Source organism: Streptomyces sp. AC558_RSS880 (assembly GCF_019049255.1).
Lineage (GTDB): Bacteria > Actinomycetota > Actinomycetes > Streptomycetales > Streptomycetaceae > Streptomyces.
Genome location: NZ_JAGMUJ010000040.1, coordinates 17,289 through 36,111, shown reverse-complemented (window position 1 = coordinate 36,111; position 18,823 = coordinate 17,289). Strand labels below are relative to the sequence as shown.

Genomic DNA, 18,823 nt, shown 5'->3' with positions numbered 1-18,823 from the left:
CGTTGCATAAACGTGCAAGGAAACGTATAGTCATGCCATCCAGGAGGAGGGTTTTCCATGGCGGTACGTGCGGCGGTGGCCGGAGCGAGCGGGTACGCGGGCGGTGAGCTGCTGCGTCTGCTCCTGACACACCCCGGGATCGAGATCGGTGCCCTGACCGGAAACTCCAACGCCGGCCAGCGGCTGGGTGCGCTCCAGCCGCACCTGCTGCCGCTCGCCGACCGCGTACTGGAGCCGACCACGCCCGAGGCGCTCGCCGGGCACGACGTCGTGTTCCTCGCGCTGCCGCACGGCCAGTCCGCCGCCGTCGCCGAGCAGCTCGGCGAGGAGGTGCTCGTGATCGACATGGGCGCCGACTTCCGGCTGCGGGACGCCGCCGACTGGGAGACGTTCTACGGCTCCCCGCACGCCGGCACCTGGCCCTACGGCCTGCCCGAACTTCCGGGCGCCCGCGCCGCGCTGGAGGGGTCCAAGCGCGTCGCGGTGCCCGGTTGCTACCCCACCGCCGTCTCCCTCGCCCTCTTCCCGGCGTACACCGCCGGTCTCGCCGAGTCCGAGGCGGTGGTCGTCGCCGCCTCCGGCACCTCCGGCGCGGGCAAGGCACCCAAGCCGCACCTGCTGGGCAGCGAGGTCATGGGCTCCATGTCGCCGTACGGCGTGGGCGGCGGGCACCGGCACACCCCCGAGATGATCCAGAACCTCAGTGAGGCGGCCGGCGAGCGGGTCGTGGTCTCCTTCACGCCGACCCTCGCACCGATGCCCCGCGGCATCCTCGCCACCTGCACCGCGAAGGCGAAGCCCGGCGTCACCGCCGAGTCCGTGCGCGCCGCCTACGAGAAGGCCTTCGCCGACGAGCCCTTCGTCCGTCTGCTCCCCGAGGGGCAGTGGCCGGCGACCGCGTCCGTCCACGGTTCCAACGCCGTTCAGGTCCAGGTCGCGTACGACGCCGCCGCGGGCAGGATCATCGCGATCAGCGCCATCGACAACCTGACCAAGGGCACCGCGGGCGGTGCCGTCCAGAGCATGAACATCGCCCTGGGGCTCGACGAGTCCACCGGGCTGACGACGATCGGAGTTGCGCCGTGAGTGTGACGGCAGCGAAGGGATTCACGGCGGCGGGCATCGCCGCCGGGATCAAGGAGAACGGCAACCCCGACCTGGCCCTCGTGGTCAACAACGGCCCCCGCCGCGCCGCCGCCGGCGTCTTCACCTCCAACCGCGTCAAGGCGGCACCCGTGCTCTGGTCCGAGCAGGTGCTGAAGAGCGGGCAGTTGTCCGCCGTCGTCCTCAACTCCGGCGGGGCCAACGCCTGCACGGGACCGAAGGGCTTCCAGGACACCCACGCCACCGCCGAGAAGGCCGCCGAGGTGCTCGGCACCGGCGCGGGCGAGATCGCCGTCTGCTCGACGGGACTCATCGGCGTCCTGCTCCCCATGGACAAGCTGCTCCCCGGCGTCGAGACCGCCGCCGCCCGACTGTCCGAACACGGCGGTGAGAAGGCCGCCATCGCCATCAAGACCACCGACACCGTCCACAAGACGTCCGTCGTCACCAAGGACGGCTGGACCGTCGGCGGCATGGCCAAGGGCGCCGGCATGCTCGCCCCCGGCCTCGCCACCATGCTCGTCGTCCTCACCACCGACGCCGACCTCGACGCCGAGGTGCTCGACAGGGCCCTGCGGGACGCGACCCGGGTCACCTTCGACCGGGTCGACTCCGACGGCTGCATGTCCACCAACGACACCGTGCTGCTGCTCGCCTCCGGTGCCACCGGGGCGACTCCCGCGTACGCCGAGTTCGCCGAGGCGGTACGGACCGTCTGCGACGACCTCGGACAGCAGCTCATCCGCGACGCCGAGGGCGCCAGCAAGGACATCAAGGTCGAGGTGATCAACGCCGCGACCGAGGACGACGCCGTCGAGGTGGGCCGCTCCATCGCCCGCAACAACCTCCTCAAGTGCGCCATCCACGGCGAGGACCCCAACTGGGGCCGGGTCCTCTCCGCCATCGGCACCACGAAGGCCGCCTTCGAGCCCGACGAGCTCAACGTCGCCATCAACGGCGTCTGGGTCTGCAAGAACGGCGGCGTCGGCGAGGACCGCGACAAGGTGGACATGCGCTACCGCGAGGTGCACATCGTCGCCGACCTCGCCGCCGGTGACGCCGGCGCCGTCATCTGGACCAACGACCTCACCGCCGACTACGTCCACGAGAACAGCGCCTACTCGTCATGAGCACCACGCGTAAGCACACCGCGCTGCCCAAGGCACAGATCCTCATCGAGGCGCTGCCCTGGCTCACCCGGCACCACGGCAAGACCGTCGTCATCAAGTTCGGCGGCAACGCCATGGTGGACGAGGACCTCAAGGCCGCCTTCGCCCAGGACGTCGTCTTCCTGCGGCACGCCGGCCTCAAACCCGTCGTCGTGCACGGCGGCGGCCCGCAGATCAGCCGCGCGCTCGACCGGCACGGCATCGTCAGCGAGTTCAAGGCCGGCCTGCGCGTCACCACCGAGGAGGCCATGGACGTCGTCCGCATGGTGCTCGCCGGACAGGTGCAGCGGGAACTGGTCGGACTGCTCAACCGGCACGGCCCGTTCGCCGTCGGCCTCACCGGCGAGGACGCGCACACCCTCACCGCCACCAGGCACCGGCCCGAGATCGACGGCGAGCTCGTCGACATCGGGCGGGTCGGCGAGATCACCGCGATCGACACGGGCGCGATCGAGGCCCTGCTCGCCGACGGCCGCATCCCGGTCGTCTCGTCGATCGCCCGTTCCCAGGACGACGGACATGTCTACAACGTCAATGCTGATACGGCGGCTGCGGCACTCGCTGCGGCGCTCGGCGCCGAGACTCTCATGGTCCTCACCGACGTCGAGGGCCTCTACGAGGACTGGCCGAACTCCGACGAGGTGATCAGCCGCCTCACCGCGTCCCAGCTCGAGAAGCTCCTGCCGGAGCTGTCCTCCGGCATGGTGCCGAAGATGGAGGGCTGTCTGCACGCCGTGCGAGGCGGCGTGACCACCGCCCGCGTCATCGACGGCCGGGTCCAGCACTCGATCCTGCTGGAGATCTTCACGGACGAAGGCATCGGCACGATGGTCGTGCCCGACGAACAGGGGGAGTCGTGAGCAACGCAGAACTGACCGCACGGTGGCAGGGCGCGCTGATGAACAACTACGGCACGCCGCGCCTGCCCCTCGTACGCGGCGAGGGCCCGAAGGTCTGGGACGCCGAGGGCACGGAGTACCTCGACTTCGTCGGCGGCATCGCGACCAACGCCCTCGGCCACGCCCACCCGGCGATCGTCGAGGCCGTGAGCCGCCAGATCGGCTCCCTGGGCCACATCTCCAACTTCTTCATGGCCGAGCCGACCGTCGCCCTCGCCGAGCGGCTGCTCCGGCTCTTCGGCCGGGACGGCAGGGTCTTCTTCTGCAACTCCGGCGCCGAGGCCAACGAGGCCGCCTTCAAGATCGGCCGGCTCACCGGACGGACCCACGTCGTCGCCACCGAGGGCGCCTTCCACGGCCGTACGATGGGCGCCCTCGCGCTCACCGGGCAGCCCGGCAAGCGGGAGCCGTTCCAGCCGCTGCCCGCCGACGTCACCCACGTGCCCTTCGGCGACGCGCAGGCGCTGGACGCCGCGGTCACCGAGGAGACGGCCCTGGTCGTCATCGAACCCATCCAGGGCGAACGCGGCGTGGTCGTCCCGCCCCCCGGCTACCTGAAGGCGGCCCGCGCCATCACCGCCGCCAAGGGCGCGCTGCTCGTGCTGGACGAGGTGCAGACCGGCATCGGCCGCACCGGCAACTGGTTCGAGTACCAGGCCCACGAGGGCGTCCTGCCGGACGTCGTCACCCTGGCCAAGCAGCTCGGCGGCGGCCTGCCGCTGGGCGCCACCGTCGCCTTCGGCCGCGCCGCCGACCTGCTGGGACCCGGCCACCACGGCACGACCTTCGGCGGCAACCCGGTCGCCTGCGCCGCCGGACTCGCCGTTCTCGACACCGTCGAGAACGAGGGACTGCTGGAGAACGTCAAGCGGCAGGGCGAGAAACTCCGTGACGGAATCGAGGGATCCGGCCATGCCCTGATCGACCATGTCCGGGGTGCGGGCCTCCTCCTGGGTATCGTGCTCACCGAGCCGCTCGCGCCCCAGGTGCAACAGGCGGCTCAGGACGCCGGATTCCTCGTGAACGCGCCCGCCCCCGATGTCGTACGGCTGATGCCGCCGCTGAACCTCGGGGACGACGCGGTGGACGCCTTCCTCGGGGCGCTGCCCGGCATCCTGGACCAGGCCGGCACGGCGGGCGGGGAAGGACGATCCGGAGAATGAGACGACGATGAGCCAGGAGCAGGACCAGGGCCAGCACGCCGGGCCTGCCGTGCCGCAGACGCGCACCGCACGCCACCGCCGGATCGTGGACATCCTCAACCGGCAGCCGGTGCGGTCGCAGAGCCAGCTGGCGAAGCTGCTCGCCGACGACGGGCTGAGCGTCACCCAGGCGACGCTCTCCCGCGATCTGGACGAGCTGAACGCGGTGAAGATCCGCAACACCGACGGCGACCTGATCTACGCGGTGCCGAGCGAGGGGGGGTTCCGCACCCCCCGGGCGCCGCTGGGGGAGTCCGCGAAGGAGGAGCGGATGCGGCGGCTCTCCCAGGAGTTGCTGATCTCCGCGGAGGCCTCCGCGAACCTGGTGGTCCTGCGCACCCCGCCCGGTGCCGCGCAGTTCCTGGCCTCGGCGATCGACCAGGCGGAACTGCACGACATCCTCGGCACGATCGCCGGCGACGACACGCTGCTGCTGATCAGCCGGGAGCCGACGGGGGGCCAGGCGCTGGCCGACCACTTGCTGCGCCTGGCCCAGAACGGCCACTGAACGCTCCGCGGGGGGCGGGGACACCGGGCACGCGGGTGCGGGCCGTATGCGGCTGGTCGCGCAGTTCCCCGCGCCCCTGAGGGAGCTGCAGTCCCCGCGCCGCAGCTGCGGGCAGTCGTGCCTCCCCCAGTGCCTTAAGGGCCTGGGAGGTACCCCCAGGGCGGCACGGGTGGGCGCAGCGGCACCCGCGAACGCGGGTGAGTGACACGCTGGTACCTCAGCCGCGGCGCTGCTCACCCCAGCCAACCCGCCAGCCCCCCGGTGCACCGCACCTCGTCACCCGCGGTGATCAGCAGCCCCTCGACGTCCGGCAAGGACTCCAGCCACCGCAACCCCTCCCGCGACCCCATCGCGAACGCCGCCGTGGCCCAGCAGTCCGCCCACGTCAGCCGAGGCGCGACGACCGTCACGGCGACCAGATCGGTCACCGCCGGCCGCCCCGTCCGGGGATCGACGATGTGATCCCCCCGCTCCGCGGTACCGGACGTCGCCACCGCCAGTTCGCCCGCGCCGGCCGCGGAGACGACGGCGGCGAGACCGCCCGGACGCAACGGGTCCGACACGCCCACCCGCCACGGCCGCCCCGCCCCCGGCGCCCCCAACAACTGGACGTCACCGCCCCCGTTGACGCTCACCCCCGTCGCCCCCGCCGCCGCGAGCCGCCGCGCCGCCCGCTCGGTGGCCCAGCCCTTGACGATGCCCGTCGGATCGAGCCGCCCCCGGTAGCGCGGACTGAACCAGCCGTCGCTCACCCGCTCCGCCTCCGCGGCCAGCTCCAGCACCTCGGCGACCTCGGCATCGCACTCCCCGACGCCCAGCTCCCCCCGCGCCAGCCGGGAGAGCTGGCTGTCGTCGCGGTACGTGCTGAACACCTCGTCGACCCGGTGCAGCCCGGCGACCACCTCCTCCAGCGCCGCGCGCACCCCAGCGGGTTCCCCGCCGCGGACGTCGAGGGAGAAGACGGTCCCCATCGTCTCCTCCGCGTGACGCACCGCGGCGGGAGCCTCGGCGGGTTCGGCCACCGCGTCAGCCACCGGCCCGGTCCAGCGCCGACTGGAGCGACTGTTTGTACCCCGCGCTCGTGTACGTGGCCCCCGACACCGCGTCGATCTCCGCGTCGCCGGCCGCCACCGCCGCCTGGTTGAGCTTCGGCACGGCGTCGGAGGTGATCCGGTCGCTCTGTCCGCCCTTGGGCGTCTGCACCGCCTCGGCCTTGGTGATCTTCCCGCCGCTGACGGTGATCCGCACCTGTACCGGCCCGTACTGCGTCCGCGCCACGTCCCCGGTGACGGTCCGCGCCTGCGCACTGCCGGCGTTCCCGCCGTTCCCCGGTCCGGAGGACTCCGCGGGCCCGGCCGCCCGCGCCTTGTCCAGCGCCGACTGCAGCGACTTCCTGTAGCCGGAACTCGTGTAGGTCGCCCCCGACACCGCGTCGATCTCCGCGCTCTGCGCCGCGACGGCCGCCTGGTTGAGCCTGGGAACGGACCGGGAGGTGATCTGGTCGCTCTGTCCGCCCTTGGGGGCCTGGACCGCCTCGGCCTTGGTGATCTTCCCGCCGCTCACCGTCAGCCGGACCTGTACCGCGCCGTACTGGGTCCGCGCGGCGTCACCGGTGACGGTGCCGTTCCCGATGGGCTGGGCGCCGCCCTGCGGCGACTGGGCCGCCGCGGGAGGGGCCGCGCCGCCGGCCGCGGCGGCCGAGCCGGGATCGGACGCCGGTTTGAGCGACAGCAGCAGCACGATGCCGGACACGGTGGCGGCGGTCGCGAGCACGGCACGCCGGACGGGGTGACTCTTCTTCACCTGGAACCTCCGAGGAAGCCCTGGGCTTCAGCCCGGGGGTGATGCGGACGCCGGGGGAGCAGGTCGAGGCGCGCGATTTCGCCCAGAAGGCAACAGACCGTCCGCAGGTCCGGGCAGGATGACTGTCGTGCGGTGCGAGAACCAAGCACACGCAACTCCTTTGTCTTAACGGGCAACCGGGCAGGTTCCGTCCCGGCTGGTGCCGAGAGCGTCAGACTCTTTCGTTCGCTGAGCGGATGAGCTGCTTGAGCCAGGAATCCCCTGCTCCAACTGGGGAGGGTTCAAATCTCGAACGACTCGTGATGGATGCGCCGGGCGGGGACTCCCGCCTCGCGCAGTGCGTCGTACACCGACTGCGCGAACCCGGGCGGCCCGCACAGGAACACGTCGTGGCGGTCGACGTCCGGGATCTTCCGTTGCAGGCTCTCCGCCGAGATGTCGGGGCGCTCCCCGTCGGGGCTGTTCACCGCGTACATCAGCCGGGCGCCCCGCTCGTCGGCGATCCTGGCCAGCTCGCCCCACAGCGCCAGGTCCTGCGTGCTGTTCGCCCGGTACAGCAGCGTGATGTCACCGGAGGCGCCGGGCAGCGTCTCGAACAGCGCCCGCATCGGGGTGATCCCCACCCCGCCCGCGACCAGCAGCACCTTGCCGCGGCTGCGGCGCTGCGCGGTCAGTGCCCCGTAGGGACCCTCCGCCCACACCCGCGTGCCGGGCTCCAGCTCGCGCAGCCGGGAGCTGTGGTCGCCGATCGCCTTCACCGTGATCCGCAGCATGTCGGGGCGGGGCGCCGCCGACAGCGAGTACGGGTGGGAGCTGAAGCGCATCCCGGGCGCCAGGAACCGCCAGCGGAAGAACTGCCCGGCCTCCGCCCCCATCCGGTGCAGTCTGCGCCCGCCGATCAGCACGGACACGATGCCCGGCGTCTCCTCGACGACCGCCTCGACCCGCATCCGGTGCCGCATGTTCAGCCGCACCGGGGTGATGATCCGGTACCACAGGACCAGCGCGGTCACGACGCCGTAGAGCCCGTACCAGAAGGTCTTCGCGGTCGGTTCGACGGCGAACTCGTTGCCGGTGGTGATCTGGTGCCAGAACGTCAGGAAGACGGCCGCATAGGTCAGCAGGTGCACGTGGTACCAGCCGTCGTACGGCAGCCGGCGCCGGACCGGGCCGATGGAGAGGAAGGCGATCACGAACAGCAGACCGGTGCCGATGGCCGCCTTGCCCATGTCGGGCAGCGTGTTGATGGAGGTGATGGTCTGCTGCACGATGTCGCCGAGGCTCTTGCCCGCCTGGCGGGCGTAGCCCCACATGATGAGGAAGACGTGCGCGATGACCAGGCTGACGGTGTAGCGGCCGCTCATCGCGTGCCAGCGGGCGACCCGGTCCGAACCCACCCGGCGCTCCAGCGCGGGCACCCGCGCCATCTGGAGCACCACCAGGGCCATCAGATAGCCGGCGAGCAGGCCGGTGATCCGGCCCGCGGCGACGATCTTCCCGGTGGTGTCCGCGATGGACGGTGTGTTGGTCCACCACAACCACAGCACGCCCCCCGCGCCCGCGCCCACGGCGAGCAGCAGGGGCACGGCGGGGGAGCGGCGCGGACGGATGCGGCGCATCGTCTGGCGGCGGGCGGCACGGCCGCCGGCGAGCGTGGTGGTCACGGTTCCTCCGTGGGGACTTGACCCTTGGCCCACAGATACGTGCCGTCACGCAGGAGTGTTCAGAGGAGATTCGCGGCTCGGCGGCGAGTGACCGTCGTGCGCCCCCTCCCGGTGTTTGCCGTCCGGTCCGGCGGCGGCGCGGACGGCCGACGCCGAGCAGGAGCAGGTGGACGAGGACGGCAGGGGGCGACACCCGGGCGCGCGGCTCAGGCGGTGGAGGGGGGCAGCGGCAGCGGCAGCCCGGGGAGTCCGTCCAGGCTGGTCGCGATGTACTCCTTCTTGGTGAAGTACGCGTCGAGCGAGGCGTCGTCCTCCCGCGCGAACCGCTTCGCGTGCAGGTCCCGTTCGCTCTCGTACGCCATGAAGGGCACCGCGTATCCGCAGGTGTCCCGGATCAGTTCGGCCGTCACCACGATGACGGCGCGCAGGCCGTGGAGGGAGGTGTCGATGTCCGGGAAACGGGTGAGCAGCTCCCCGAAGCGGGGGTCGTCCCGGAAGACGGGCTCGCCGCGGCCGTGCACGCGCACGATGTTCGGCGGCCCCTGGAACGCGCACCACATCAGGGTGATCCGGCCGTTCTCCCGCAGATGGGCGATGGTCTCGGCGTTGGAGCCGGCGAAGTCGAGGTAGGCGACGGTGAGCTCGTCGAGGACCGCGAAGGAACCCTTGAGTCCCTTGGGCGAGAGGTTGACCGTGCCGTCGGCGGACAGCGGGGCGGTGGCGGTGAAGAAGACCGGCTGTTCCTCGATGAAGGTGCGGAGGCGGCCGTCTATGCGCTCATAGGTCTTTCCCATGTCCACCGATTATGAGGCCAGATCTTTCGTTTGTCTAAGCAATTGGTGGCCGACCGGAGAAATACCGTGGCCGCCCCGGCCGGCGCTTGTGCGGGGCGGCCACGGCGCCTGTCACCTCACTGGGTGAGCGTGCAGGCGGCCAGGGAGTCCAGCCCGGAGGGGCGTTCGGCGGTGCGGCCGATGGCGGTGGCGATGCGGTTGATGGCGGCGACGCGCTTGTCCTCGAGGGGGCCGAGGATGGCGTTCCGGACGAAGTCGGGTCCGCCCTGTCCGGCGGTGTCGACGAGGCGTTTGTCGGCTTCGGCGATCTGGGTGTCGAGGTCGCCGAGGTTGCGCTCGACCTCGGCCTGGGCGGAGGCGGGGATCGCGGGGAGCCGCGGGGCCACGTCGGGGCAGGAGACGGTGCCGACGCCGGTGTCCCCGGCCTGTCCGGCGTCCTCCCCGGCGCCCTGTCCGGCGTCCTCCCCGCCGTCCTCGGCGGGCGGTGCCGTCGCCTCCTCGCCGGCGCCCGCGTCGTCCTGCCCGGCCGAGCCCTCCGCGTCGAGCGAGCACGGGGCGAGCGCGTCGAGTCCGGAGGGGCGTTCGGCGGTGCGGCCGATGGCGGTGGCGATGCGGTTGATGGCGGCGACGCGCTTGTCCTCGAGGGGGCCGAGGATGGCGTTCCGGACGAAGTCGGGTCCGCCCTGTCCGGCGGTGTCGACGAGGCGTTTGTCGGCTTCGGCGATCTGGGTGTCGAGGTCGCCGAGGTTGCGTTCGACCTCGGCCTGGACGGAGGCGGGGATCGCGGGGAGCCGCGGGGCCACGTCGGGGCAGGAGATCGTGCCCGGTCCCGCCAGTGTCCGGGCGTTCGCGTCGCCGCCGTCCCCGGACGACTCACCGGCGAGGGCGGAGCCGGCGATCACCGCGCCGGACAGCGCCAGCGCGGCGGCACCGCCGATGAAGCCGACGCGGCGCTTGTTGTACTTCGGAAGGGCCCTGGACATGCGGATGCCTCACTCGGGTCGGGGTGTCACGGGTGTCTGTCGTGGTGTCTCGATCGGTCCGACGCGGCGCCTGCGTCCGGCGACAAGTACGCGAAAGCGGTTTCCGATGTTCAATCCGGCCCCGGGTCGACGGCCGGATTGACGATTCATGCGGACTACTGCATACTCATGCATGTCAGCGAATGCACTGTGAGGAGAAACCCGTGACCGAGCGCGTCGTACTCGCCTACTCAGGCGGTCTGGACACCTCCGTCGCCATCGGCTGGATCGCCGAGGAGACGGGCGCCGAGGTCATCGCCGTTGCGGTCGACGTCGGCCAGGGCGGCGAGGACCTGGACGTCATCCGCAAGCGCGCCCTCGCCTGCGGTGCCGTCGAGGCCGAGGTCGCGGACGCCAAGGACGAGTTCGCCGAGGAGTACTGCCTCCCGGCGATCAAGGCCAACGCCCTCTACATGGACCGCTACCCGCTGGTCTCCGCGCTGTCCCGGCCGACGATCGTCAAGCACCTCGTCGCCGCCGCGCAGAAGCACGGCGCCACCACGGTCGCCCACGGCTGCACCGGCAAGGGCAACGACCAGGTCCGCTTCGAGGCCGGCATCGTCGCCCTCGCCCCCGACCTGAAGTGCATCGCCCCGGTCCGCGACTACGCCATGACCCGTGACAAGGCCATCGCCTTCTGCGAGACCAAGGGCCTGCCGATCGCGACCACCAAGAAGTCCCCGTACTCCATCGACCAGAACGTCTTCGGGCGCGCCGTCGAGACCGGCTTCCTCGAGGACATCTGGAACGCGCCGATCGAGGACGTCTACGAGTACACGCAGAACCCCGCCCTGCCGCGCGAGCCCGACGAGGTGATCATCACCTTCAAGGAGGGCGTCCCCGTCGCCATCGACGGCAAGCCCGTCACCGTCCTCCAGGCGATCCAGCAGCTCAACGAGCGCGCCGGCGCCCAGGGCATCGGCCGGATCGACATGGTCGAGGACCGCCTCGTCGGCATCAAGTCCCGCGAGGTCTACGAGGCCCCCGGCGCGATCGCCCTGATCACCGCCCACCAGGAGCTGGAGAACGTCACCGTCGAGCGCGAACTCGCCCGCTACAAGCGGCAGGTCGAGCAGCGCTGGGGCGAACTGGTCTACGACGGCCAGTGGTTCTCCCCGCTCAAGCGCGCCCTGGACGGCTTCATCACCGAGGCCAACCAGCACGTCAACGGCGACATCCGGATGACCCTGCACGGCGGCCGCGCCGTCGTCACCGGCCGGCGCTCCGAGTCGTCGCTGTACGACTTCAACCTGGCCACGTACGACACGGGCGACACCTTCGACCAGGCGGCGGCCAAGGGCTTCATCGACATCTACAGCCTGTCGTCGAAGATCGCGGCCAAGCGCGACCTCGCGTAACCGGCTGACGACCCCTCACACGCACTAGCCTGACAGCCGCCTCCTCACTCGACCGTGGGGAGGCGGCGGCACATCCGGAACCTTCGAGGAGCACCAAGTGAGCAGCAACAGCGGTGACGTACGGCTCTGGGGCGGCCGTTTCGCCGACGGTCCCGCCGAGGCCCTGGCGAAGCTGTCCGCGTCCGTCCACTTCGACTGGCGGCTCGCGCCCTACGACATCGCCGGCTCGCGCGCCCACGCCCGCGTGCTGCACACGGCGGGCCTGCTCACCGAGGACGAGCTGACCCGCATGCTCGCCGGGCTCGACCGGCTCGAAGCGGACGTCGCCGACGGCTCCTTCACCGGCACCATCGCCGACGAGGACGTCCACACCGCCCTCGAGCGCGGCCTGCTGGAGCGCCTCGGCCCCGACCTCGGCGGCAAGTTGCGCGCCGGCCGGTCCCGCAACGACCAGGTGGCCACCCTCTTCCGCATGTACCTGCGGGACCACGCCCGCACCGTCGGCGGTCTGATCGCCGACCTCCAGGACGCGCTCATCGGCCTCGCCGAGGCCCACCCGGACGTGGCCATGCCCGGCCGCACCCACCTCCAGCACGCCCAGCCGGTGCTCTTCGCCCACCACGTCCTCGCCCACGTCCAGGCGCTGTCCCGGGACGCCGAGCGGCTGCGCCAGTGGGACGAGCGCACGGCCGTGTCGCCGTACGGCTCGGGCGCGCTGGCCGGTTCCTCCCTCGGCCTGGACCCGGAGGCGGTCGCCGAGGACCTCGGCTTCGAACACGGCAGCGCCGCCAACTCCATCGACGGCACGGCCTCCCGGGACTTCGTCGCCGAGTTCGCCTTCATCACCGCGATGATCGGCGTGAACGTCTCCCGGATCGCCGAGGAGATCATCATCTGGAACACGAAGGAGTTCTCCTTCGTGACCCTCCACGACGCCTTCTCCACCGGCTCGTCGATCATGCCGCAGAAGAAGAACCCGGACATCGCCGAGCTGGCGCGCGGCAAGTCCGGCCGCCTGATCGGCAACCTCACCGGCCTGATGGCCACCCTCAAGGCCCTCCCGCTCGCCTACAACCGCGACCTCCAGGAGGACAAGGAGCCGGTCTTCGACTCCATCGACCAGCTGGAGATCCTGCTCCCGGCCTTCACCGGCATGCTGGCCACCCTCACCGTGCACCGCGAGCGCATGGAGGAACTGGCCCCGGCCGGCTTCTCCCTCGCCACCGACATCGCCGAGTGGCTGGTCAAGCAGGGCGTGCCGTTCCGCGTCGCGCACGAGGTGGCCGGCGAGTGCGTCAAGGTCGCCGAGTCCGAGAACAAGGAACTGGACGAACTGACCGACGAACAGTTCACGAAGATCTCCGCCCACCTCACCCCCGAGGTGCGGTCGGTCCTGAACGTCCCGGGCGCCCTCGCCTCCCGCAACGGCAGGGGCGGCACGGCCCCGAGCGCGGTCGCGGTCCAGCTGGCGGAGGTGAAGCGGGACCTGGCCAACCAGCACGCTTGGGCAACGGCAAAGAAGCGGTAGGGCGACATCCCTCAGGGGCGCGGGGCTGTGGAGATGTGCGGCTCCGCCGCGTGGGCGCGACAAGTCACGACGGCGCCGCACTCGCCGAACCACCGCACGACCCGAGCTCCAAGGCGCCCCGGTTGGCTGAGCGGAGCGACACCGCGGGTTACGTTGGTCGGAACGCCGAACCGGACCCGACCGACGGAGCCCGCGATGCCCTTCGCCCGACTGGCAACAGCGACAACCCCCACCTGCCACCTCGGCCTCGGCCTCGCCGCCATCGGCCGCCCCGGCTACATCAACCTCGGCCGCGACGACGACCTGGGAGAGAACCGCAGCGTCGAGACGCTGCGCACCCGCACGCACGAACTCCTCGACGCCGCCTACGCCCAGGGCGTCCGCTACTTCGACGCCGCCCGCTCCTACGGCCGCTCCGAGGAGTTCCTCGCCGACTGGCTGAAGAGGAGGACCGACGTCGACGACGTCGTCATCGGCAGCAAATGGGGCTACACCTACACCGCCGACTGGTCCACCGACGCCGAGCGGCACGAGGTCAAGGACCACTCCCTCGCGGCGTACGAGCGTCAGCGCGCCGAGACCGAGGCGCTGCTCGGGGACCGGCTCGACCTCTACCAGATCCATTCGGTGACCCCCGAGAGCCCCGCCCTCACCGACAAGGAGCTGCACGCCCGGCTCGCGGAGGCGGCGGGCCGGGGCCTCACCGTCGGCTTCTCCACCAGCGGTCCGGCACAGGCCGACGCCATCCGCGCCGCCCTCGCCGTCACGGTCGACGACGCGCCCCTCTTCCGTACCGTCCAGTCGACGTACAACGCCCTGGAGACCTCCGCCGGGCCCGCGCTCGCCGAGGCCCATGACGCCGGGCTCACCGTGATCGTCAAGGAGGGCATGGCCAACGGCCGGCTCGCCGCCGCGCACGCCCCGGAGGCGCTGCGGGCCGTCGCCGAGGAGACCGGGCTGGGCCCTGACGCCGTCGCCCTCGCGGTGGTCCTGCGGCAGCCGTGGGCCGGCGTGGTCCTCTCCGGCGCGGCCACCACCGCCCAGCTCGCCTCCAACCTGCACGCCGCCGCCGTCGACCTCACCGACGACCAGCTGTCCCGCCTCGCCGCCCTGGTCGAGGAGCCCCGGGCCTACTGGGAGCGGCGCGGACAGCTGCCCTGGCACTGACCGTTCAGCCGTTCCTCACGCGACAGCCGTGAGACCCGTACGCCTTGAGTGAGACATTTATGTCTCACGTGGAGTACGGTTGTCTCATGGCTGTCGATCGTGACCATGTGCTGCGCAGCGCCGCCGCCCTGCTGACCCGTAGATCCACCGCGACCATGGACGAGGTCGCCAAGGCCGCCGGGATCAGCCGCGCCACGCTGCACCGGCACTTCGCCGGGCGGGACGCGCTGGTCCGGGCGCTGGAGGCGCTCGGGATCGCCGAGTGCGAGGCCGCGCTGGAGGCGGCCCGGCCCGACGAGGGGCCGGCCGCCGACGCCGTGCGCCGCCTGGTCGCCGGGATCGAACCGCACGCCCCGTTGCTCGCCTTCCTCTACTCCGAGAACCAGCTGTTCGAGGGCGAGGAGCAGAACGCGGGCTGGGCCGCGATCGACGAGCGCATCGCCGCGCTGTTCCGGCGCGGCCAGGCCGGCGGAGAGTTCCGCATCGACCTCACCCCGGCCTGGCTCACCGAGGCGTTCTACGGACTGCTCGCCTCCGCCGCCTGGGCGGTGGCCGAGGGCCGGGTCGCCCCCAAGGACTTCACCCACATGATCGTCGAGCTGCTGCTCGGCGGCGTACGACGCCCGGACGGCCCGGCGTGAGGGAAGGAATCATGACCAGCGCCCTGGGGCCGGAGACCACGATCGAGGAGCTGAAGCGCCCGGGCCGGTGGCTCGCCCTCTCCGTCCTGGTGCTCGCCGTGCTGCTGGTGGCCGTCGACGCGACCGTCCTCGGCCTGGCCACCCCCTACATCAGCGAGGACCTCGCCCCCACCGGCACCCAGCTGCTGTGGATCGGTGACGTCTACTCGTTCGTGATCGCCGGTCTGCTCGTCTCCATGGGCAGCCTCGGCGACCGCGTCGGCCGCAAGCGGCTCCTGCTCGTCGGCGCCACCGCGTTCGGCGCGATATCCGTGCTCAACGCCTACGCGCACACGCCCGAGCTGCTGATCCTCGCCCGCGCCCTGCTCGGTGTCGCCGGCGCCACCCTGATGCCGGCCACCCTCGCCCTGATCCGCAACCTCTTCCACGACCCGCGCGAACGCAGCCTCGCCATCGGCATCTGGGGCGCGACCGCCTCCGCGGGCACCGCCGTCGGGCCGGTCCTCGGCGGCTTCCTCCTCGAACACTTCTGGTGGGGCTCGGTCTTCCTGATCAACCTGCCCGTGATGGCCGTCCTGGTGGCCGTCGGCGCCAAGCTGCTCCCCGAGTCCCGCACCCCGGCCCCCGGCCCCTGGGACCTGGCCGGTGTCGTCCTGTCCCTGGTCGGCATGGTCGGCGTCGTGTACGCGGTGAAGGAGACCGCGAGCCACGGCTTCACGTGGTCCGCCCCGGCCGCCGGGCTGCTGGGCGCGGGCGCCCTGTACGGCTTCGTGCGCCGTCAGCTCACCCTCCCCGTCCCGCTGCTGGACATGCGGCTGTTCCGCCACCGGGGGTTCAGCGGAGCCGTACTCGCCGATCTGCTGACCGTCCTCGGCCTGTCCGGGCTGGTCTTCTTCCTCTCGCAGTATCTGCAACTCGTGCAGGGCAGGCGCCCGTTCGAGGCGGGCCTGGCCGAACTGCCCGCCGCGATCGGCGCGGTGGCGGCCGGACTGGTCGCCGGCCGGGCCGCCCGGCGCTGGTCGGTGCGCTCGGTCGTCGCCGGGGGACTGGCGGCCATCGGTCTCGCCCTGGCCGCGCTGACGGTGATCGGACAGTCCACCGGCTACCCCCTGCTCGGGGCGGCGCTGCTGGTGGTCGGCCTGGGCGCCGGCTTCTCCTTCACGGTGACCGCCGACGTGATCCTCTCCAGCGTGCCCAAGGAACAGGCGGGCGCGGCCTCCGCCGTCTCCGAGACGGCGTACGAACTCGGCGCGGCCCTCGGCATCGCCGTGCTCGGCTCCATCGTCACCGGTGTCTACCGCGGCTTCACCGGCCCGGCCGGCACCCCGGCCGAGGCGCACGAGTCGCTGGGCGGCGCGGTGGAAGCGGCGTCCCAGTTGCCCGCCGGCATCGCCGGCCCGATGCTCGACGAGGCCCGCCAGTCCTTCGTGGACGGCCTCACCCTGGCAGCAGGCGCAGGAGCAACAGTCCTACTGGCAGCGGCGGCAGCGGCATGGTTCATGCTCCGGAACCAACGGCTGGACGACCTGCCCTAGAAGCACGGGGGCCGGGAAACAAGCGGCTGGGCAGCCAACCTCAGGGGCGCGGGGCTGTTTCAATATGCGGCTCCGCCGCGTGGGCGCGACAAGCCACGACGCACCCGCGCCCGAAAGCCGACCCGAGCCCGCCCCTACCCCTGCAAAGCTCGCGCTACGCCGCCTTCGCCTTGCTGGCGTACATGTCCACGTACTCCTGCCCGGACAGCCGCATCACCTCGGTCATCACCGAGTCGGTGACCGCGCGCAGCACATACCGGTCACGGCCCATGCCGTCGTAACGGGAGAACTCCATCGCCTCACCGAAGCGGACCGTCACCTTGCCCGGCCGGGGCAGACCCGCACCCCCCGGCTGCAACTTGTCCGTGCCGATCATCGCGAACGGCACGACCGGCGCGCCGGTCATCAGGGTGAGCCGGGCGATGCCGGTGCGGCCCCGGTAGAGACGGCCGTCGGGGGAGCGGGTGCCCTCCGGGTAGATGCCGAAGATCCTGCCCTCCTCCAGCACCCGGCGCCCGGTCATCAGCGCCGCCACCCCGCCCCGGCCGCCGTCGCGGTCGACCGGGATCATGCCGACGCCGGTGAAGAACCACGCCATCAGCCGGCCCTTGAGGCCCTTGCCGGTGACGTACTCGTCCTTGCCGATGAAGACGACCTGACGGTCGCAGACGAGCGGCAGGATCATCGAGTCGATGAACGTCAGGTGGTTGCCGGCCAGGATGACGGGGCCGTCGCCCGGGATGTTCTCCGCGCCCTCCACCTGTGGGCGGAACATCAGGCGCATGATCGGACCGAGCACTGCCTTGATGAGCGCGAAGCGGGACAACGGGCCCTCCGGTGGGAAACGGACGTCGGTTTATGCCGTATGAGTCTGTGCAGGTGAGGACATTACTCGCGGCCCAGGGGGTTGCGCACACCGGGCTCGGCGGAGTTCACCGAGGTCTTACTCACTCTTGACCCGGGTTCACCCGCGGTGGCCCGCCCGCAACACGGCGGTCACGCCGTGCCGGAAGCCGTCCGGACCCGCACACCGCACGCGTGCCCCCGTCCGTCCGGCCCAACCGGACGAGCCATCACATCTCCGACGGAATACGACAGACGTACGTCATCCGTATGAGGGGCGTGCGCCACGCAACATCATCCGTGTGTTCGGCCCGGGGTCTCCCGTGCGTCATCCGCGCCCACCTACGATCGCCCCGCACCGGACGAGCCGAGACAGCAGAAGGGGTCCTCATGGGAACGCGGGAGTCGAACGAACAGGCGGGCGGAACCGGACGGCGGGCCCTCCTCGGCGCGGCGGTGCTCGGCGCGGGCGGAACGGTCCTGGGACTGGGCGGCACCGCGAGAGCCGCCGACGCCCGGCACGGCGGCGGCCGGGGGCTGAAGGGCCTGCCCGTGCCGACCATCGTCGGCCACCGCGGGGCCAGCGGCTACCGGCCCGAGCACACCCTCGGCGCCTACCAGCTCGCCCTCGACATGGGCGCGGACATCGTCGAGGCCGGCGACCTCGTCCCCACCAGGGACGGCCACCTCGTCTGCCGGCACGAACCGGAGATCGGCGGCACCACGGACGTCGCCGACCACCCCGAGTTCGCCGGCCGCCGGACCACCAAGACGCTGGACGGCGTCCCCGTCACCGGCTGGTTCACCGAGGACTTCACCCTCGCCGAGCTGAAGCGGCTGCGCGCCGTGGAGCGCATCCCCGCCAACCGCCCGCACAACACCCTCTACGACGGCCGCTGGGAGATCCCCACCTTCGAGGAGGTGCTGCGCTGGCAGGACGAGCAGACCCGCAAGCGCGGCAAGCAGGTCTGGATCTACCCCGAGCTCAAGCACCCCACCTACTTCCGCAAGCTGGGGCTGGGCCTGGAGGAGCGGGTCGCCAAGCTGCTGCGCCGGCACGGCAAGGACGACAAGAACGCGCCGGTCATCCTCCAGTCCTTCGAACCGACCAGCATCGAGCGCCTGAACAAGCTGGTCGACAACTCCCTCGTCGTCCTCCTCTCCGGCGCCACCACCCGCCCCTGGGACTTCGTCGAGGCGGGTGACCCGCGCACCGTCGCCGACCTCGTCACCCGCAAGGGCCTGCGCGAGATCGCCGGCTACGCCCAGGGCATCGGCCCCACCCTCGACCTGGTCATCCCGCGCGACGCGGCCGGCCGGCTCACCGAGCCGACGACCCTGGTCCGCGACGCGCACCGGGCGGGACTGATCCTGCACCCCTACACCCTGCGCAACGAGAACCCCTTCCTGCCCGCCGACTTCCGCAAGGGCACCGACCCCGACGCCTACGGCGACGTCTTCGGCGCCTACCGGGCGTACTTCGCCACCGGCATCGACGGTGTCTTCACCGACCACCCGGACACCGGACTGCTGGCCCGCGAGGACTTCGTCAACAACTGACCTGTTTCGCCCCGTCAGGGGTGAGT

Annotated in this window: 17 protein-coding genes; 11 read left to right on the top strand and 6 right to left on the bottom strand. The window is 71.7% G+C overall.

Annotated features, from left to right (window positions below):
- The first annotated feature begins 57 nt into the window (after positions 1–57).
- From argC to KUM38_RS17040, 5 genes are read left to right on the top strand one after another with little or no spacing between them, the layout of a single operon-like run.
- Positions 58–1,086 carry an N-acetyl-gamma-glutamyl-phosphate reductase gene (gene argC, locus KUM38_RS17060; RefSeq protein ID WP_217130233.1) on the top strand — a complete coding sequence of 343 codons (1,029 nt, stop codon included), beginning with the start codon at positions 58–60 and terminating at the stop codon, positions 1,084–1,086.
- A complete protein-coding gene (gene argJ / locus KUM38_RS17055; protein WP_217130232.1) occupies positions 1,083–2,234 on the top strand; it encodes a bifunctional glutamate N-acetyltransferase/amino-acid acetyltransferase ArgJ in 1,152 nt (383 codons plus the stop codon). The genes argC and argJ overlap by 4 nt, the downstream gene beginning before the upstream one ends.
- Positions 2,231–3,133: an acetylglutamate kinase gene (gene argB / locus KUM38_RS17050; protein WP_217130231.1), complete on the top strand. Its 903-nt coding sequence runs from the start codon at positions 2,231–2,233 to the stop codon at positions 3,131–3,133. Before argJ ends, argB begins: the two co-directional genes overlap by 4 nt.
- Entirely contained in the window at positions 3,130–4,335 is a 1,206-nt protein-coding gene (locus KUM38_RS17045; protein ID WP_217130230.1) for an acetylornithine transaminase, read from the top strand. Before argB ends, KUM38_RS17045 begins: the two co-directional genes overlap by 4 nt.
- 7 nt (positions 4,336–4,342) lie before the next feature.
- A complete protein-coding gene (locus KUM38_RS17040; protein WP_159530854.1) occupies positions 4,343–4,882 on the top strand; it encodes an arginine repressor in 540 nt (179 codons plus the stop codon).
- A gap of 233 nt (positions 4,883–5,115) precedes the next feature.
- Here the strand turns inward: KUM38_RS17040 and KUM38_RS17035 are convergent, their stop codons facing one another.
- The 5 genes from KUM38_RS17035 to KUM38_RS17015 all read right to left on the bottom strand — a co-directional run bounded on the left by KUM38_RS17035 (position 5,116) and on the right by KUM38_RS17015 (position 10,126).
- Positions 5,116–5,853 carry an FAD:protein FMN transferase gene (locus tag KUM38_RS17035; protein ID WP_217130443.1) on the bottom strand — a complete coding sequence of 246 codons (738 nt, stop codon included), beginning with the start codon at positions 5,851–5,853 and terminating at the stop codon, positions 5,116–5,118.
- A 55-nt stretch (positions 5,854–5,908) separates the two neighbouring features.
- Positions 5,909–6,685, bottom strand: coding sequence for an FMN-binding protein (locus KUM38_RS17030; RefSeq protein ID WP_217130229.1), 777 nt, complete (start codon positions 6,683–6,685; stop codon positions 5,909–5,911).
- 281 nt (positions 6,686–6,966) lie between these two features.
- Positions 6,967–8,349 (bottom strand): ferric reductase-like transmembrane domain-containing protein, encoded by a 1,383-nt coding sequence (locus KUM38_RS17025; RefSeq protein ID WP_217130228.1) that lies wholly within the window; start codon positions 8,347–8,349, stop codon positions 6,967–6,969.
- Between the two features lie 206 nt (positions 8,350–8,555).
- Positions 8,556–9,143, bottom strand: a complete 588-nt coding sequence (locus tag KUM38_RS17020; RefSeq protein WP_217130227.1) for a pyridoxamine 5'-phosphate oxidase family protein — start codon at positions 9,141–9,143, stop codon at positions 8,556–8,558.
- A 116-nt stretch (positions 9,144–9,259) separates the two neighbouring features.
- Positions 9,260–10,126: a hypothetical protein gene (locus KUM38_RS17015; RefSeq protein WP_217130226.1), complete on the bottom strand. Its 867-nt coding sequence runs from the start codon at positions 10,124–10,126 to the stop codon at positions 9,260–9,262.
- A gap of 203 nt (positions 10,127–10,329) precedes the next feature.
- Here KUM38_RS17015 and KUM38_RS17010 point away from each other — a divergent pair, with 203 nt between their 5' ends.
- The 5 genes from KUM38_RS17010 (at position 10,330) to KUM38_RS16990 (ending at position 16,394) form a co-directional block, all read left to right on the top strand.
- Positions 10,330–11,523, top strand: a complete 1,194-nt coding sequence (locus KUM38_RS17010) for an argininosuccinate synthase (RefSeq protein ID WP_217130225.1) — start codon at positions 10,330–10,332, stop codon at positions 11,521–11,523.
- Between the two features lie 97 nt (positions 11,524–11,620).
- Complete coding sequence (argH, locus tag KUM38_RS17005) at positions 11,621–13,051, top strand: argininosuccinate lyase (protein ID WP_217130224.1); 1,431 nt, start codon at positions 11,621–11,623, stop codon at positions 13,049–13,051.
- Between the two features lie 195 nt (positions 13,052–13,246).
- Entirely contained in the window at positions 13,247–14,218 is a 972-nt protein-coding gene (locus KUM38_RS17000; RefSeq protein WP_217130223.1) for an aldo/keto reductase, read from the top strand.
- Between the two features lie 86 nt (positions 14,219–14,304).
- Positions 14,305–14,859: a TetR/AcrR family transcriptional regulator gene (locus KUM38_RS16995; protein WP_254397308.1), complete on the top strand. Its 555-nt coding sequence runs from the start codon at positions 14,305–14,307 to the stop codon at positions 14,857–14,859.
- Between the two features lie 11 nt (positions 14,860–14,870).
- On the top strand, positions 14,871–16,394 hold the full coding sequence (locus tag KUM38_RS16990; protein WP_217130221.1) for an MFS transporter: 1,524 nt from the start codon (positions 14,871–14,873) through the stop codon (positions 16,392–16,394).
- Positions 16,395–16,548: 154 nt separating this feature from the next.
- Here KUM38_RS16990 and KUM38_RS16985 read toward each other — a convergent pair whose 3' ends face one another.
- Positions 16,549–17,220 carry a 1-acyl-sn-glycerol-3-phosphate acyltransferase gene (locus KUM38_RS16985; RefSeq protein ID WP_030832332.1) on the bottom strand — a complete coding sequence of 224 codons (672 nt, stop codon included), beginning with the start codon at positions 17,218–17,220 and terminating at the stop codon, positions 16,549–16,551.
- Positions 17,221–17,627: 407 nt separating this feature from the next.
- Between KUM38_RS16985 and KUM38_RS16980 the strand changes: the two genes are divergently transcribed.
- Positions 17,628–18,797, top strand: a complete 1,170-nt coding sequence (locus KUM38_RS16980; protein ID WP_217130220.1) for a glycerophosphodiester phosphodiesterase — start codon at positions 17,628–17,630, stop codon at positions 18,795–18,797.
- Positions 18,798–18,823 lie beyond the last annotated feature (26 nt).